This is a genomic window from Clostridium sp. AWRP (genome assembly GCF_004006395.2).
Classification (GTDB): Bacteria; Bacillota; Clostridia; order Clostridiales; family Clostridiaceae; genus Clostridium_B.
This window is the reverse complement of the sequence record NZ_CP029758.2, coordinates 3,969,334-3,986,137: the sequence shown is the minus strand read 5'-3', so window position 1 is coordinate 3,986,137 and position 16,804 is coordinate 3,969,334. Positions and strand designations below refer to the sequence as shown.

The 16,804-nt window shown below is 31.7% G+C and carries 12 protein-coding genes; 10 read left to right on the top strand and 2 right to left on the bottom strand.

Translation table 11 applies throughout. The annotated features are described in order from the left end of the window. Positions 1-70: 70 nt before the first annotated feature. Genes proC through DMR38_RS18600 form a run of 3 tightly spaced genes read left to right on the top strand, consistent with a single transcriptional unit; the run spans position 71 to position 4,709 of the window. On the top strand, positions 71-883 hold the full coding sequence (gene proC / locus DMR38_RS18610) for a pyrroline-5-carboxylate reductase (protein WP_127722845.1): 813 nt from the start codon (positions 71-73) through the stop codon (positions 881-883). 27 nt (positions 884-910) lie between these two features. Then, positions 911-1,765: a patatin family protein gene (locus tag DMR38_RS18605; protein ID WP_127722843.1), complete on the top strand. Its 855-nt coding sequence runs from the start codon at positions 911-913 to the stop codon at positions 1,763-1,765. 22 nt (positions 1,766-1,787) lie between these two features. Then, the gene (locus DMR38_RS18600) at positions 1,788-4,709 is read left to right on the top strand and encodes an insulinase family protein (RefSeq protein ID WP_127722841.1); all 2,922 of its coding nucleotides are present in this window, start codon (positions 1,788-1,790) and stop codon (positions 4,707-4,709) included. Positions 4,710-4,781: 72 nt separating this feature from the next. On the opposite strand, the gene DMR38_RS18595 is transcribed toward DMR38_RS18600, so the two are convergent. Together DMR38_RS18595 and DMR38_RS18590 are read right to left on the bottom strand one after the other, a co-directional pair. Continuing rightward, complete coding sequence (locus DMR38_RS18595; protein WP_127722839.1) at positions 4,782-6,572, bottom strand: carbon starvation protein A; 1,791 nt, start codon at positions 6,570-6,572, stop codon at positions 4,782-4,784. A 289-nt stretch (positions 6,573-6,861) separates the two neighbouring features. Beyond that, the gene (locus DMR38_RS18590) at positions 6,862-8,655 is read right to left on the bottom strand and encodes a carbon starvation protein A (RefSeq protein ID WP_127722837.1); all 1,794 of its coding nucleotides are present in this window, start codon (positions 8,653-8,655) and stop codon (positions 6,862-6,864) included. Between the two features lie 316 nt (positions 8,656-8,971). On the opposite strand from DMR38_RS18590, the gene DMR38_RS18585 reads away from it, so the two are divergent. From DMR38_RS18585 to DMR38_RS18550, 7 genes are all read left to right on the top strand, one after another. Beyond that, positions 8,972-10,660, top strand: a complete 1,689-nt coding sequence (locus tag DMR38_RS18585; protein ID WP_127722835.1) for a LytS/YhcK type 5TM receptor domain-containing protein — start codon at positions 8,972-8,974, stop codon at positions 10,658-10,660. Beyond that, the gene (locus DMR38_RS18580; RefSeq protein WP_127722833.1) at positions 10,653-11,423 is read left to right on the top strand and encodes a LytTR family DNA-binding domain-containing protein; all 771 of its coding nucleotides are present in this window, start codon (positions 10,653-10,655) and stop codon (positions 11,421-11,423) included. The genes DMR38_RS18585 and DMR38_RS18580 overlap by 8 nt, the downstream gene beginning before the upstream one ends. Positions 11,424-11,474: 51 nt before the next feature. Beyond that, a complete protein-coding gene (locus DMR38_RS18575) occupies positions 11,475-11,762 on the top strand; it encodes a thiamine-binding protein (protein ID WP_127722831.1) in 288 nt (95 codons plus the stop codon). Between the two features lie 40 nt (positions 11,763-11,802). Continuing rightward, positions 11,803-12,744 carry a 3-hydroxyacyl-CoA dehydrogenase family protein gene (locus tag DMR38_RS18570; RefSeq protein ID WP_127722829.1) on the top strand — a complete coding sequence of 314 codons (942 nt, stop codon included), beginning with the start codon at positions 11,803-11,805 and terminating at the stop codon, positions 12,742-12,744. Positions 12,745-12,946: 202 nt separating this feature from the next. Then, the gene (locus DMR38_RS18565) at positions 12,947-14,218 is read left to right on the top strand and encodes a dihydroorotase (protein WP_127722827.1); all 1,272 of its coding nucleotides are present in this window, start codon (positions 12,947-12,949) and stop codon (positions 14,216-14,218) included. Positions 14,219-14,769: 551 nt separating this feature from the next. Further along, positions 14,770-15,687 (top strand): ABC transporter ATP-binding protein, encoded by a 918-nt coding sequence (locus DMR38_RS18555; RefSeq protein WP_127722825.1) that lies wholly within the window; start codon positions 14,770-14,772, stop codon positions 15,685-15,687. An 18-nt stretch (positions 15,688-15,705) separates the two neighbouring features. Then, the gene (locus DMR38_RS18550) at positions 15,706-16,500 is read left to right on the top strand and encodes an ABC transporter permease subunit (RefSeq protein ID WP_127722823.1); all 795 of its coding nucleotides are present in this window, start codon (positions 15,706-15,708) and stop codon (positions 16,498-16,500) included. Positions 16,501-16,804: the final 304 nt, after the last annotated feature.

The window sequence follows — 16,804 nt, the reverse complement described above, 5'->3', positions numbered from 1 at the left end:
TAACCAGTTATGTTAGAATATATTAATAATGACAATTTAGCGGTGTAATTTATAGGAAAGAGGTATGAAGATGAACAAAAATATTGGATTTATTGGATGCGGAAACATGGCTCAAGCTATAATTGGCGGAATAGTAAAGTCAGGATTAATTAACAGTAAAAATATAATGGTAAGTAATAGATCTTATGAAAAACTTAAATCTACTGAAGAGAAATACGGAATTTTGACAGCTAAAAGCAATGATGAAGTGGCTAGATTTTCAGATTTGCTTTTTTTGAGTGTAAAACCAAATGTATATAAGAAAGTTATAAAAGAAATAAAAGATGAAATAAAAAAAGATGTAGTTATTGTTACTATAGCTGCAGGTGTAGATATTAAATCTGTAGAAGGATGGTTTGAAAAAAAATTATCTATAATAAGAACTATGCCAAATACCTCTGCTCAAGTAGGGGAGAGTATGACTGCAGTATGTGTTAATGGTGTAGTTAAAGAAGAAGATTTAAATTTTACGCTGGATATTTTTAAAAGTTTAGGAAGAGCGGAAATAGTAGATGAAAAACTTATGGATGCAGTTGTAGGTGTAAGTGGATCTTCAGGTGCCTATGTATATATGTTTATAGAAGCACTGGCAGATGGTGCAGTTTTAAGTGGAATGACAAGAAAAATGGCCTACGAATTTGCAGCACAGTCAGTTTTAGGTGCAGCAAAAATGGTACTTGAGACAGGACAGCATCCTGGAATACTCAAAGATAATGTATGTTCTCCAGCAGGTACAACTATAGATGCAGTTTATTCACTTGAAAAAAATAACTTTAGGGGAACGGTTATTGAAGCTGTGAAAAAATGTACAGAAAAATCAATTGAAATGTCAAAGCGTGTTTGATGTTATAGTAAGAAAGGTGCAGAACATATGGAAGGTATAGGATTAGTTTTAGAAGGCGGAGGTATGAGAGGATTATACACTGCTGGAGTATTAGACTTTTTTATGGAGAAGAATTTGTATTTCCCTTATGTTATAGGAGTATCGATGGGAGCTTGTAATGCATGTTCCTACATTTCAAGACAAAAGGGAAGAAACAAAAAGATAAACATAGACTATGTGAATGATTCCAGATATTTGAGCTGCAGAAATTTGATATTTAAAAAGGGACTTTTTGGAATAGATTTTATATTTGATGAAATACCAAATAAATTAGAGATATTTGATAAAAAATCTTTCAATAATGCAAGTGAAAAATTTATAATAACAACTACAGACTGCGATAGAGGTGAGCCTGTATATTTTGATAAAAATCAATGTTTAGATGAAGAAATATTTAATGTGATAAGGGCTTCTAGCAGCTTACCTTTTATGGCTTCTATAGTAAAATTTAGAGGACTAAATTTATTAGATGGAGGAATTTCAGATCCCATACCTATAAAAAAATCTATAAAAGATGGGAATAATAAAAATGTAATTATTTTAACCAGAAATAGGGATTATGTAAAAAAGCCTTTTAGAATGAAATTTTTAGCTAATAAAATATACTATAATTATAAAGGCTTAGTGAATGCAATGATAAACAGACATAAAAAATACAACAATACTTTAAGCTATATAGAACAGCTTGAAAAAGAAGGAAATGTATTTGTGATAAGGCCTAAAGAGCAGCTTAAAGTTAGGAGAATAGAAAAAGACAAAAATAAACTCACTGAACTATATAATCAAGGGTATAAAGAAGCCTCACAGTGTTATGATAAATTAGAGCAATGGATTGTGGGGTAAATAATAGGAAGGAAGAATTGATATGGATTTAGGGAAAACATACAGTGGATTTAAATTACTAGAAAAGAAAAAATTAGATGAGATAAATTCTGAGGGAATGCTTTTTGAACATGAAAAAAGTGGTGCTAAATTATTTTTCCTAAAAAACGAAGATGACAACAAAGTATTCTCAATAAGCTTTAGAACGCCACCGGATGACAGCAGAGGCGTTCCGCATATACTTGAACATTCTGTATTGTGTGGTTCAAGAAAGTTTCCTGTAAAAGAACCTTTTGTAGAACTAGTGAAAGGTTCTCTCAATACTTTTTTAAATGCGATGACATTTTCAGATAAAACAATGTATCCTGTAGCAAGTGTTAATGACAAGGATTTTGTAAATCTTATGGATGTATATTTGGATGCAGTTTTTTATCCTAATATATACAAATATCCAGAAATCATGATGCAGGAAGGGTGGCATTATGAACTTAACAGCAAAGAACAAGACTTAACTTATAAAGGTGTAGTATACAATGAAATGAAAGGTGCTTTTTCATCTCCAGAGTCTATACTTATTAGAAAAATGATGGAATCTCTCTATCCAGATACTCAATATGGAGTAGAATCTGGAGGAGATCCGGATGTGATACCGGAACTGACCCAACAGCAGTTTGTAGAATTTCATAATAAGTATTATCATCCATCAAATAGTTATATATATTTGTATGGTAATATGGACATTATGGAAAAACTTAAATTTTTAGATGAAGAGTATTTAAGTAACTTTACTAGAAAAAATGTAGATTCTACTATATTAAATCAGACTTCTTTTAGTAGTGAGAGACAGATGACAATTAAATATCCTATTTCAAGTAATGAAAGAGAAGAAGATAAAACATTTTTAAGTATGAATTATTCAGTGGGGAGAGCTGTGGACAGTGAGCTGTACCTAGCCTTTGATATACTGGAGCATTTACTTTTAGAAACTCCATCTTCACCTTTAAAAAAAGCACTAATCGATGCCAATATAGGAAAGGATGTATTTGGAGTATTTGAACCAAGTATGCTTCAGCCTATGCTTGGAATAGTATGCAAAAATTCTAATGAAAGTGAAAAAGATAAATTTAAGCAGGTAGTTGAAACTACTTTAAAGGATATGGTTAATAAGGGTATTGATAAAAAGCTTGTAGAAGCTTCTTTGAATATAAAGGAATTTCAGCTTAGAGAAGCAGATTATAGGGGATATCCTAAGGGATTAATATATGGTATGAAGTCCATGGATAGTTGGTTGTATGGTGAAAAACCATGGATTCACCTAAATTATGAAAAAATATTGGATAAGATAAAATCTGAATTAGACAACAATTATTTTGAAAAACTTATAGATAAATATATTTTAAAAAACAACCATAGGTCTATGGTAATAGTTAAACCTGAAAAGGGTCTTGAGGAAAAGAAGGAAAAAGCGTTAAAGGAAAAACTAAGTAATTTTAAGAAGGGACTTTCAGACAGTGAATTAGAAAACATAATACAAGATACTCTAAAATTGAAAAAGAGACAGGAAAGTGGGGACAGCAAGGAAGACTTGATGAAAATACCACTTTTGTCCATATCAGATATAGAACCAAAGGCCAAGAGATTGAAGCTTGAGGAAAAGGAAGAGGATAAAGTAAAAGTATTGTTTTATCCAACATTCACTAATGGAATTTATTATTTAAACCTTTATTTTGATAGTAATACAGTAAAAGAAGAACTTATTCCATATGTATCACTTTTAAGTGCGGTACTTGGAAAGGTCAGTACTAAAAATTGTTATTACGAAGAACTGGCCAAAGAAATAAATATATATACAGGTGGAATAGGTTATTCTGCTCAATCTTTTGGAGAAAATGGAAACAGCCACAAATTTTATCCTAAGTTTGTAGTAAGATCAAAGGTTCTTGTGGATAATTTACCAAAGTTAATTTCAATATTGAATGATGTAATAAATCATACAAAATTTGAAGAAAAGAAGAGATTGAGGGAAATAATTCAAGAAACTAAATCTAGAATAGAGATGGCCATTTTTGAAAGAGGTCATGTAGTAGCTGCAAATCATGTTTCATCTTATTTTTCGCCTATAAGCAAATATGAAGATATGCTCAGTGGTTTAGAATTTTACAAATTCATATCAGATTTAGAAAAGAATTTTGATAGTAAGTCAGAGGAAATAAGTAAAAAATTAGAGGAAGTTTCAAATAATATATTTAATAAAAATAATCTTACTGTAAATATAACCTGTGATAAAAAAGATTATGGCAATTTTAAAAGTGCTTCTAAGGATTTATTTCATGAATTAAAAGATAATGAGATATGTAAAGTAGAGTATAATTTTGATTTGAAGCCTAAAAATGAAGGACTTATGACTTCATCTAAAGTTCAATATGTAGCTAAGGCCTATAACTATATAGATCTTGGATATTCTTACAGCGGCAGTCTTCAGGTATTAAGATCCATAGCTAATTATGAATATTTATGGAATCAGGTAAGAGTTCAAGGAGGAGCTTATGGAAGTTTTGCATCTTTTCAGAGAAACGGAAATATGTTTTTTACATCCTATAGAGATCCAAACTTGAAGCATACTGTTGAGGTATATGATAATGCAAGCAAGTTCTTTGCAAATTTTAAAGCAGACAACAGACAGATGACTAAATATATAATAGGTACTATATCGGATTTGGATTTTCCACTGTCACCTTCCATGAAGGGAGAACGTGCTGCTGAATACTATATAAGACACATAAGTTATGATGACCTACAAAAGGAAAGAGAAGAAATACTAAGTACTAAACCTGATGATATAGCAGGATTTGCAGAACTTATTTCCAGTGTAATGAATAAAAATAATGTATGTGTACTTGGAAATGAACAAAAAATAAAAGAAAATAAAGATATCTTTAATAATATGCTTAGTTTGTTTGAATAAGCGTAAAATAATCCACAGAGTGAATACATAGTTATTCACTCTGTGGATAACTTTTAACTTTAAAACATTTTACTAAACTGCGGTATTTTCAGGTGTATTATCATACTTTCCTGATTTTAAATCTATAACCCAGTGTCTAATACTCTCGTAAAGTATAACTACCAATATAGCCATAACGATTAGAGATAATACTGTAAGTGTAGTTTTACCGTGTGGAATGTAGTTGCCAGTTATATTTTCAACTGAAGCTGTTAAGGTTGCCACACTTATAAATGCCATAGGTATTACAGTGATAGGCATGTATTTCTTTTTGCCCATTCTTATAAGTACGGATGTACCTATTGCAAAGGCTATAGCTGCTAAACTTTGATTTGCTACACCAAATAGAGGCCATATAGTGGATATATTACCTGTATATAATAGGTAACCCCAACATACAGACATAAGCAAGCTGAAGAATATTATGTTAAACCAAGAATCTTTTTTTGCAAGAGGTTTGCAGAATTTACCGATTAAGTCTTGAAGTAAATATCTACCTATTCTGGTACCTGAGTCTATAGTAGTAAGTATAAATAATGCTTCAAACATTATACAGAAATGATACCAGTAAGACATCAATCCTTTAAGTCCAGGAATCTGATAGAATACGTAAGACATACCAACTGCAAGAGATACAGATCCACCAGTTCTTCCTGCCAAGTTTTCTCCTACTAGCTGCTGCAGCATAGGAAGTTCTTTTGGAACCATACCTAGTTTTGCAAATACAGCTGGTGCTGAATTTATGGCAAAGTAATCAGCTGTTGGAAGACAAGTTGCAGCAATTAATGCCATTAAAGCTATAAATGATTCTAGAAGCATAGAACCAAAGCCTATAGGAAGAATATCTTTTTCATTTGAGATAAGTTTAGGTGTAGTACCAGAACCTATTAATGAATGGAAACCTGATAGAGCACCACAGGCAATGGTTATAAATACAAATGGGAATACCTTACCTGAAACTATAGGACCGCCTCCAGCTACAAACTTAGTAATAGCAGGCATCTGAAGGGTTGGTCTTACAAATATAATACCTATTGCAAGGACAAACATAACTCCAAGTTTCATATAAGTACTCAAATAATCTCTTGGCAGTAACAAAAGCCATACAGGAAGTACAGCTGCACAAAAACCATAAGCTGCAAGTATAAGTGACATTTGTTTTACATTGAAAGTAAGAAATGGTGCTAAAGCTGAATGCTGAACAGTTGGTCCTAAAATAACTCCAAGTAATATAAGTACCATACCAATAATTGTACCTTCAGCTATTTTACCTGGTCGTAAAAACTTAAGATAAATACCTATAAAAAGTGCGACTGGGATAGTAAAACCGACTGTAAACGTTCCCCATGGACTACTGTTAAGGGAGTTTACTATTGGAAGTCCAAGACCTGCCATTGTTATTATGAGTATGAATATAACTGAAATTGATGTAATGTAGCCCATTCTTTCACCAAGATTTTTTCTGGCAATTTCGGCAATTGATTGTCCATCTTGTCTAACTGAAGCAAATAAGATAACCATGTCGTGAACGGCACCGCCTAGTACACCCCCTATTAAAATCCAAAGTGTACCTGGAAGATATCCGAATTGTGCTGCTAAAACTGGTCCTATAAGTGGTCCGGCACCTGCAATTGCAGCAAAATGATGGCCAAGAAGTATCCATTTGTTAGTTGGTACATAATCATGTCCATCTTCGAACTTTTTAGACGGAACCTCTCTTGTTTCATCTAATGCTAGAACTTTTGCTGCTACAAATGATCCGTATATTCTGTAGCCTGCGACTAATACGAGAGCACCTATAATTACTAGTACTATAGAATTCATATAAAAACCTCCTTTTTAATTTTTTAATAATTATAAATAATCCATTAATAATTAATTATATGAATTTTATTACATGTTTATAATAGTCTGAATTTATTGATTTTCATACCCAAATATTCCAAAGTGCAAAAAAATGGATGCGAATGGTTAAAAATAACAAGCGAATGGTATTTACAATAAGTTGAATAGCATAATTGAATTTTACAGTGTGAAAATTTATAAAAAAAATTCACAGTGTGAATATATTTTCATACACACTGTGAATAAAACTTTTAAGGATAAACTTTATTTAACTAATTATTTTTTCTTCTTGAGGCTTATCATAATCTCCGGACTTTAAATCTTTAATCCAGTGTCTTATGCTTTCATAAAGTATAATTATTACTATAGCTATGAGAATTATAGATAACACTGTAAGTGTAGTTTTATGATTTGGAATATAGTTTCCTGTTATATTTTCAACTGATGCAGTTAAAGTAGCCACACTTATAAATGCCATAGGTATTATTGTAATAGGTATATACTTTCTCTTGCCCATTCTTATAAGTACTGAAGTACCTATTGCAAAGGCTATAGCTGACAAACTTTGATTTGCCACACCAAATAGAGGCCATATTGTAGATATATTACCTGTGCACAGTAAATAGCCCCAACAGAAAGACATAAGCAAACTGAAGAATATTATGTTAAACCAGGAATCCTGTTTTGCAAGAGGCTTACAGAATTTCCCGAATAAATCCTGAAATAAATATCTTCCTATTCTAGTACCTGAGTCTATAGTAGTAAGTATAAATAATGCTTCAAACATTATGCAGAAATGATACCAGTAAGACATCAATCCCTTAAGTCCAGGAATTTTATAGAATACGTAAGACATACCAACAGCTAATGATACTGAACCGCCAGTTCTTCCTACTAAGTTTTCTCCTACTAACTGCTGCAGCATAGGGAGTTCTTTTGGAACCATACCTAGTTTTGCAAATAGAGCTGGTGTTGAATTTATAGCAAAGTAATCAGCAGTTGGAAGACAAGTTGCTGCAATTAATGCCATTAAAGCTATGAAAGATTCTATAATCATTGATCCATAACCAACAGCTAAAATATCCTTTTCATTGGCAATAAGTTTAGGGGTTGTACCGGTACTTATCAATGAATGGAAACCTGATAGAGCACCACAAGCTATAGTTATAAATATAAATGGAAATACTTTACCTGGAACTATAGGTCCTCCACCATTTACAAATTTAGTAAGAGCAGGCATTTGAAGTTCTGGTCTTACAAGTACAATACCTACTACAAGTGCGGCCATAACTCCAATTTTCATGTAAGTGCTTAGGTAACCTCTCGGAATAAGTAAGAGCCATACAGGAAGAACAGCTGCACAGAAACCGTATATAGCAAGTATAAGTGACATTTGCTTTACATTAAAAGTTAAATATGGAGCAAGTGCTGAACTTTGGATAGTTGGTCCTAAAATAACTCCTAATAATATAAGTGCCATACCAATTATAGTACCTTCACCTATTTTACCTGGTCTTATAAATTTAAGATAAATACCTATGAATATTGAGACCGGAATAGTAAAACCTACGGTAAAAGTTCCCCATGGACTACTGGCAAGAGAGTTTACTATTGGAAGCCCAAGACCTGCCATAGTAATTATTAGTATAAAAATGACAGAAATTGATGTAATATAACCCATTCTTTCGCCTAAATTTTTTCTTGCAATTTCGGCTATGGATTGACCATCTTGTCTAACTGAAGCAAACAATATGACCATATCGTGAACTCCTCCAGCTAGTACACCACCTATTAAAATCCAAAGTGTACCTGGAAGATATCCAAATTGTGCTGCTAAAACTGGTCCTATAAGTGGTCCAGCACCGGCAATGGCTGCAAAGTGCTGTCCTAAAAGCATCCATTTGTTTGTAGGCAAATAGTCATGTCCATCCTCAAATTTTTTAGCAGGAACTTCCCTTGTTTCATCTAGAACTAGGACTTTTGCAGCTAAAAATGATCCATAAAGTCTGTAGCCTATGACTAATACTAAAGCTCCTATAATTACTAGTACTATAGAGTTCATATAAGTACCTCCTTGTAAAATTTTTAATAAATTAAAAGTTCTTGATTAATAAATAACAATGGTAACGTTATTACATATTGATAATAGTCCGAATTTATTTGCTTTCATACTAATATACTCTAAAATGGTAAAAGAGGGTGATAAATAGTCGAAAATAGACGTTAATCGGTAAGAGGTATTTATATAATAAAATTAACAAAGCAATTGAATTTTGTTATTATAATATAAGGGGTGCTATTATATTTTTTAGGTACAAAAGTTAAGATAGTTGGTCCCTGTTAGTTCTCATAGATAATTATACGGGGAGTGATATACTTTGATTTATCTTAAATTACTTCAGAACATGGCCTTAATTGCTTTATCTGCATATATGTACAATCATTCTAGTATTTTAAAACAACTAATTAAAGATGAGCTAGGAACTGTAGATAAAATTCTACTTGTAATATTTTTTAGTATTTTAGGTATTTTAAGTAATTATACGGGTGTAAATGTAGAACCGGCTAATAACATTAATTCGGAAAATATGGTTCTAGGGTATCTGGGAATGCATGATGCTATAGCTAATACAAGACCTATTGCGGCCATAGTGTCCGGATATATTGGAGGACCTTTAATTGGAGTTATAGTAGGATTGATTTCAGGAGTCCATAGATATACTTTAGGTGGATTTACGGCTGTTGCCTGTACTATTGCAACTATAGTAGAAGGGTTTATAGGAGGTATTGCAAGAAAATATTCCAAGGACGAAAGCCTTAACGTAAAACACGCATTTTTTGCTGCCATAGTTGCAGAATGCTTTCAAATGATAATAATTTTAATATTTGCAAGACCCCTTATAAATGCACTTATATTAGTAAAAATTATAGCTGTCCCGATGATACTTATAAATTCATTAGGTACTGTTATTTTTATAAGTATAATAAAAAGTGTTAAGGAAGAATATAATAAAGTTGGAGCTATAGAGGCACAAAAGGCTTTAAATATTGCAAAGAGAACTGTAAAATATATGAGAAAAGGACTTGGTGAGGAAACAGCTAAAAATGTATCAAAAATAATATATGAAGTAGCAAATATTGATGGAATACTTATAGGAGATAAAAGTGATATTTTGACTTGTTCTGTTAAAAACATAAATAAGATAAGCTTAAGAGAAAGTATATATAAGTGTGATAAAATTCCTGTGTATAAAATCATAAATGAAGGACAGATGTTTTTTGTATGTGCACCATTTAATATACCAAACTCTGGTTTTCAAGGAGTACTGGGACTTGGATTGAAGTCAAAAAAGGATATTAACAATTATTTTATACAATTTGTACAGGAATTAAGCGATTTACTTTCTAACCAGATAGAATTATATAAACTAAATAAATTAGCAGAAGAAGCATCCATAGCAGAATTTAAAGCGCTAAGATCCCAGATAGAACCTCATTTTTTGTTTAATGCTTTAAATACCATATCGTCGTTTTGTAGGACAAACCCCTCTAAAGCTAGGGAACTTATCATAGATTTATCAAATTATTTTAGACAAACTTTAAAGAGAGAAGATGATTTTGCCTATTTAAAAGATGAATTAGAATTTACTAAATCATACATTTCTATTGAAGAAGCTAGATTTGGAAATAGGCTGAAGCTAATTATTGATATACCAGATAAAATGATGACAGCCAAGGTTCCTGCATTCATACTACAGCCTATTGTAGAAAATGCTATAAAACATGGAATACTACCTAAACCTGAAGGTGGCAGTGTATATCTTAAGGCATCTTTTAAGGATAAAGACATACTATTTTCAGTAGAAGATACCGGGGTAGGTATGAGTAATGAAAGATTAAATGAAATTTTAACTAAATGGCCTGGAATAGGATTGAAGAATGTAAATGAAAGATTAAAACTATTATATGGGGAAGACCATGGACTAAGTATAGAGACTTCTTTAAATAATGGAACTAAAATTAGTTTCCTCATATCAATGAAGGAGGTTTCATCGGTAAATGGATAAACTGAAATGTGTTATTGTAGAAGATGAGATTCCTGCTGCGGAGGAATTGAATTATATAATATCAAAATATGAGGATTTATGTATAGAAGGAATTGCATACGATGGTAAAAGTGGACTAGATCTTATAAAAAATAAAAAACCAAATGCTGTATTTTTAGATATAAATATGCCTTTAAAAAATGGTATTGAACTGGCAAAAGTCATTAAAAAATTTGATAAATCAATAGATATAATATTTGTTACTGCTTATGAACAATATGCGGTTCAGGCTTTCGAAATATATGCCCTTGATTATGTACTTAAACCTTTTGATGAAAAGAGAATAGCTGTTACTATAAGAAGATTAATTAGCAAATGGCATGAAAGAAATTCAGAAAATGAAAAAATACCTAATATACTAAATGAAATAGTAAGTAAAATAGACAAAGAGAGCAATTTGGTAAAAAGAATTCCTTGTGATAGGCAGGGAAAGATAATATTAGTAAATGTAAAGGATATCTATTATTGCTATATAGAAGATGATAAAACCTATGTTAAAACTAAAAATGACAGATATCTAGTGGGAACAACTCTTTATCAGATAGAAGAGAAAACTAATTTTTTTAGATGTCATAGGAGTTACCTGGTAAACATGGACAATATAAAAGAATTATATTCTTGGTTTAATGGAACTTACAAGCTAGTTATGGATGATGAAGAAAAATCAGAAATTCCTATAAGCAGAAGTAACGTAAAAAAATTGAGAGAATTGCTTAAGATATGAACTATAGAGTTTCTAAGCAAAAAATTAAATTGTGAAAAGGAGAAATGTATTATGGCAGTAGTAAATGTAAGTCTTCAAGTGTTACCCGTAGTAAAGGATAAGGATTTGTATGGTGTTGTTGATAAGGTTATAGAGTATATAGCTTCTACCGGTGTAAAGTATGAAGTAGGACCTATGGAAACTACTATGGAAGGTGAATTAAGTGAACTTCTGAAAATAGTAGAAAAGGCTCAAAGTATATGTGTAGAAGGAGGGGCAGAGAGAGTTGCATCTGTAGTAAAAATAGATTATAAGCCAACAGGTGTGACTATGGAGGAGAAAATTGGAAAATACAGATAAATTGGTTTTCAACTTTTGTACAAGGAAGAGGTAAAGAATAATGAACATCAAAGATATAGCGGTTTTAGGAACTGGAACTATGGGACATGGTATAGCATTACTTTCTGCAAAAGCAGGATTGAATGTAGCTATGTATGGTAGGTCTGATGCAAGTTTGGAAAGAGGATTTAATAATATAAAATCTAGCTTAAATAGTTTAAAGGTTGCAGGAAAATTATCAGATAGCGAATGTGGAGAAATTTTAAGTAAAATAAAAGGTGTTAAAACAATTCAAGAAGCTGTTAAAGATGCTGATTTTGTAATAGAATGTGTAGCTGAAAATTTGGAGTTAAAACAGGATATCTTTAGGCAGTTAGATGAAATTTGTCCATCAAATGTAGTTTTGGCTAGCAATACTTCAGGACTTAGTCCAACAGCTATAGCTAAAAATACAAAACGTCCTGAAAGAGTAGCAATTGCACATTTTTGGAATCCACCACAGCTAATTCCGCTGGTAGAAGTAGTACCAGGAGAAAAAACATCCGAGGATGCAGTGAAAATAATCATGGATTGGGTTGAATTTATAGGTAAAAAGGCTGTTCGTATGGAAAAGGAATGTTTAGGCTTTATAGGAAATAGACTTCAACTTGCACTTCTTAGAGAAGCCTTATATATAGTAGAACAAGGTTGGGCAAAACCAGAAGAGGTAGATAAAGCCATGGAATATGGACATGGTAGAAGATTACCTGTTACAGGCCCATTATGCAGTGCAGATTTAGGAGGCTTAGACATATTTCATAATATATCTACATATTTATTTAAAGATTTATGCAATTATACAAAACCTTCTAAGTTAATGCAGGATAAAGTTGAAGCTGGAAATTTGGGAAGTAAGAGTGGACAAGGGTTTTATAATTGGACACCAGAAGCTTTAGAAAAGAAACAAAAAGAACGTACAGAAGTACTTTTAGACTTTTTAGAGAGAGATTCTAAGGGAAAATAAAGTTTTTAAATAACAAAGTACAAAGTTCAAATATCAAATAAGGATAATTTTCTTCCTAACATCAGAAAATAGAAATAATGCGAAGCAAAGCTTAATCAAAGATTTTTTGTAGTGTAACGGAAAAAAATCCACATTAACTATTAATTCTTCATTATTAACTATTAATTCAAAATAGCTTATGAATATAGTAGGAGGATTTGGAATGATACTTATAAAAAACGGATATGTCATTGATCCATTGAGCAAGTTAAATGAAAACATGGATATTTTAATAGATAATGAAAATGTGGTGAAAATTGCTAAAAACATAGATGAAAAAAATGTAGATAAGGTCATAGATGCGTCTTCTTGTATAGTTGCTCCAGGTTTTATAGATATACACAGTCATTTTAGAGATCCTGGTTTTACTTATAAAGAAGATATATTTACTGGAGCAAATGCAGCTGCAAGGGGAGGATATACAACGGTTATATGTATGGCGAATACTAAACCGGTGGTAGACAATATTGAGACTTTAAACTATATATTAAACAAGGCTAAAATGGCAAGAATTGAAGTACTTCAGGTAGCTTCTATAACAAAAGGAATGGATGGAAAAGAAATTGTAGACATGAAAAAGTTAAAGGAAGCAGGAGCAGTAGGATTTTCTGATGATGGTAAACCAATTATAAGTTCAAAAACAGCAGTTGAGGCTATGAAGATGGCAAGGGAGCTTGATGTAGTTCTTAGCTTTCACGAAGAAGATCCGGAACTAATAAGTGAAAATGGAATAAATTCAGGGAAGATAGCAGATGCATTAGATATAAAAGGTTCTTCAAAAGAAGCAGAAAATGTGCTTGTTGCAAGAGATGCAGCACTTGCAATATCAACTAAAGCAAAAATTGACATTCAGCATATAAGTTCTGGTTTATCTGTTGAACTTGTTAGATGGGCAAAAAGAATGGGTGCAAATATAACGGCAGAGGCAACACCCCAGCATTTTAGCATAACAGAAGAAGAAGTCTTGAAAAAGGGAGCAAATGCAAAAGTAAATCCACCTTTGAGAATGGAAAGTGATAGAAAGGCTATAATTGAGGCGTTGAAAGATAACACAATTGAAATAATAGCTACAGATCATGCACCTCATTTAAAAAAAGAAAAAGAAGGTAAAATTTCTAAAGCACCAAGTGGAATGATAGGTCTTGAAACTGCACTTTCTCTTGCAATTTCAAAATTGGTTAAGCCAGGATATTTAAGTTATATGGATGTTGTAGAAAAATTTACTCTAAATCCTGCCAAATTATATAGATTGGATAGGGGATATATAAAAGAAGGACATAGGGCAGATATTGTAATATTTAATCCTGAGGAAGAATATGTGGTAAGTGATTTCTATTCTAAGTCCTGTAATTCTCCTTTTATAGGTGAAAAGTTGTATGGAAAAGTAAAGAGAACGATATATAAGGGAACTATTGTGTATGAAGACGAAAGATAGTGTGATATGTGAGAAATAAGGTATAAAGGTAACATAAAAAGTGAAATGCCTCAAAATAGAAGCAATAAATGTCAAGTTGTAAAAAGTACAAATTAAATATTATGTATATGAGCCTTGCTTAATTAAAAGAAGCAGGGCTTTAATTATGAAATCATGTTTCCTGCAAGTTGATTTTTTCAACTAAGATCAACTATAACTCCATTTACGGGAAATAGGTCAACATCTAAAATAGTATTTAGAGGCGATAGAAAGAAATGAATATTTTAATAATGTAGATAAACAGAGTTCTTGGCATCAGATGGAGTTTTGACTCCACCTGATGCTTAGAAATCGTTATCCAGGGACGTAGCTGCTCTTTACTCCCACTTGGAGAAAAGCAGATGTCCCAAATTCTTTGATTTGGTGACAGTCGCTTTCACAGAGTGCGTGGAAGTATTAGAGCAGGTAGTCATCGGATAAATGATTTAAGGATAATAATTGTAATGGAACAAATACTCGTATAGATGAGAAAATAATCAAGAAAAAACTAAAAGAAAGGTTAGGTGAAAAAAGTGAATGCAATAAATATAAAAAATCTTAAAAAGTCTTATGATGGTCAGATTAATGCTTTGAACAATATAAGCCTAAGTATACCAAAAGGCGAGATATTTGGATTTCTTGGCCCTAACGGTTCAGGAAAAACCACTACAGTTAGAATTCTTAATGGAATTCTTTCGGCAACGTCAGGATATGCTGAAATTTTAGGGATACCTGTGGGAAAAAATAATATTGAGATTCATAGATTATGTGGAGTTATGACTGAAAGTTCTTCCTGCTACGAAAACCTTACTGCTGAGCAGAATCTTATATTTTTTGGCAAAATGCATGGAATGAGTGAAAAATTGCTTAATGAACGTACTAATTTTATACTGAAGAGGCTGGAGTTATTAGATGTAAAAAACAGGAAGATAAAATCTTTCAGTACGGGAATGAGAAAGAGGCTTTTTCTGGCTGTAGCATTAGTTCATAATCCTAAGATTTTATTTCTTGATGAACCTACTTCTGGTTTAGATCCAGAAAATGCACTAAATGTTACAAGGCTTATAAAAGAACTTGCAGAGGAAAACGAGGTTACAATATTTCTTTGTACCCATCAATTAAAATATGCTGAAGATATCTGCACACTATATGGTTTTATAAATAATGGTAGTATCCTCGGGTTAGGTACATTTGAGGAACTTGCTTTAAGGAAAAATGCAGCTCTTCAATTAAAAATTAGAGGAAAAAATATTTCGGAAAAACTTGGATTTATCCATGAAGGTAATGATATATATAGCAAATCTATTTTAGGAGACAAGGAGGTAAATACTTTGATACAAGGAATACTGACAAGTGGTGGAGAAATTTACGAGGCGATGCAGAAGAAATGGTCACTAGAACAACTTTACTTTAAATATATAAAAGGCACATCTAATGATGTAACTTTATAAGTCTGGGGGTGTTAGAGTATGAATATAAGTGAAAAAGCATTGATCTATAAAGATATAAATGAAATAACAAGTTCAAAACGTGTTATTATGCCTATGACTATTGTACCGATTATTTTGATTGTAATCATACCATTAGGAATACTTATTGGTGCGAACTTTATTGGAAATGATTCAAGTATGCTTACAAAAATGACTCCTCTCCTAAGAAAATTGCCTCCTGAATATGCAGCATATACTCCAGCTAAGCTTTTAATAAAAGTAAGTATAGACTTTATGTTTCCATCATATTTTCTCATAATTCCAATAATGTGTTCAGGAGTTATTGGAGCCAGTAGTTTTGTTGGAGAAAAAGAGCATAAAACTTTGGAGTCTCTACTTTATACACCAATATCAATGGAACAACTGCTTAGAGCTAAGATTTTAGGCGTTTTTGTGCCATCTTACATCGTGACTTTCATTTCATTTATAGCCTTTGGCATTATATGTAACATAGGTGGTTTTATCTATTTTAGAGGACTTATTTTTCCAGACATAAAATGGCTCATAATCATACTTTGGATTTCACCTGCAATCAATTTATTATCACTAACATTTACTGTTATGGTATCGGCAAAGTCAGAAACCTTCCAGGAAGCACAGCAGGTAAGCGGCCTTCTTGTTATTCCAGTGATTCTTCTATTAGTAGCTCAAATGACAGGTATACTTTTACTAAATAATATTGTAATGCTTATAGCAGGTGGTGTTCTCTTAGTACTTGATTATCTATTGATAAAAAAGATTTCCTCTAAATTTATCCCTGAGAAATTGATTTAAATATATGTTTGTAATTCTTTGAATGTACTTTAAATTCAAGTTAAAAACTACATTTAATGTGTAGATATCAACAATTTATAGCTGTTTCTAATTTAAAAATAAACTTATGCGTAGAAATATTTTACAATAAACAAGTACATTTAAATATTTTGTATATAAGTCTTAGTTGAAAATTTATGAAAAAGCTTAGGACTTTTGAATTGTCTGAGGTACGAGTTTTCAAAAGTCCTTAGGTTTTTGTGAATTTTCTGCTTAGACTTATCAAAATATTTAATCGTGCTTGTGGTTGTAAAAATATTCGGAG

What these genes read in the sequence shown, in the direction of transcription:
- DMR38_RS18565 (WP_127722827.1), top strand. Translation starts at nt 12,947, where the DNA reads ATGATACTTATAAAAAACGGATATGTCATTGATCCATTGAGCAAGTTA.
- DMR38_RS18600 (WP_127722841.1), top strand. Translation starts at nt 1,788, where the DNA reads ATGGATTTAGGGAAAACATACAGTGGATTTAAATTACTAGAAAAGAAA.
- DMR38_RS18605 (WP_127722843.1), top strand. Translation starts at nt 911, where the DNA reads ATGGAAGGTATAGGATTAGTTTTAGAAGGCGGAGGTATGAGAGGATTA.
- DMR38_RS18575 (WP_127722831.1), top strand. Translation starts at nt 11,475, where the DNA reads ATGGCAGTAGTAAATGTAAGTCTTCAAGTGTTACCCGTAGTAAAGGAT.
- proC (WP_127722845.1), top strand. Translation starts at nt 71, where the DNA reads ATGAACAAAAATATTGGATTTATTGGATGCGGAAACATGGCTCAAGCT.
- DMR38_RS18595 (WP_127722839.1), bottom strand. Translation starts at nt 6,572, where the DNA reads ATGAATTCTATAGTACTAGTAATTATAGGTGCTCTCGTATTAGTCGCA.
- DMR38_RS18550 (WP_127722823.1), top strand. Translation starts at nt 15,706, where the DNA reads ATGAATATAAGTGAAAAAGCATTGATCTATAAAGATATAAATGAAATA.
- DMR38_RS18580 (WP_127722833.1), top strand. Translation starts at nt 10,653, where the DNA reads ATGGATAAACTGAAATGTGTTATTGTAGAAGATGAGATTCCTGCTGCG.
- DMR38_RS18570 (WP_127722829.1), top strand. Translation starts at nt 11,803, where the DNA reads ATGAACATCAAAGATATAGCGGTTTTAGGAACTGGAACTATGGGACAT.
- DMR38_RS18590 (WP_127722837.1), bottom strand. Translation starts at nt 8,655, where the DNA reads ATGAACTCTATAGTACTAGTAATTATAGGAGCTTTAGTATTAGTCATA.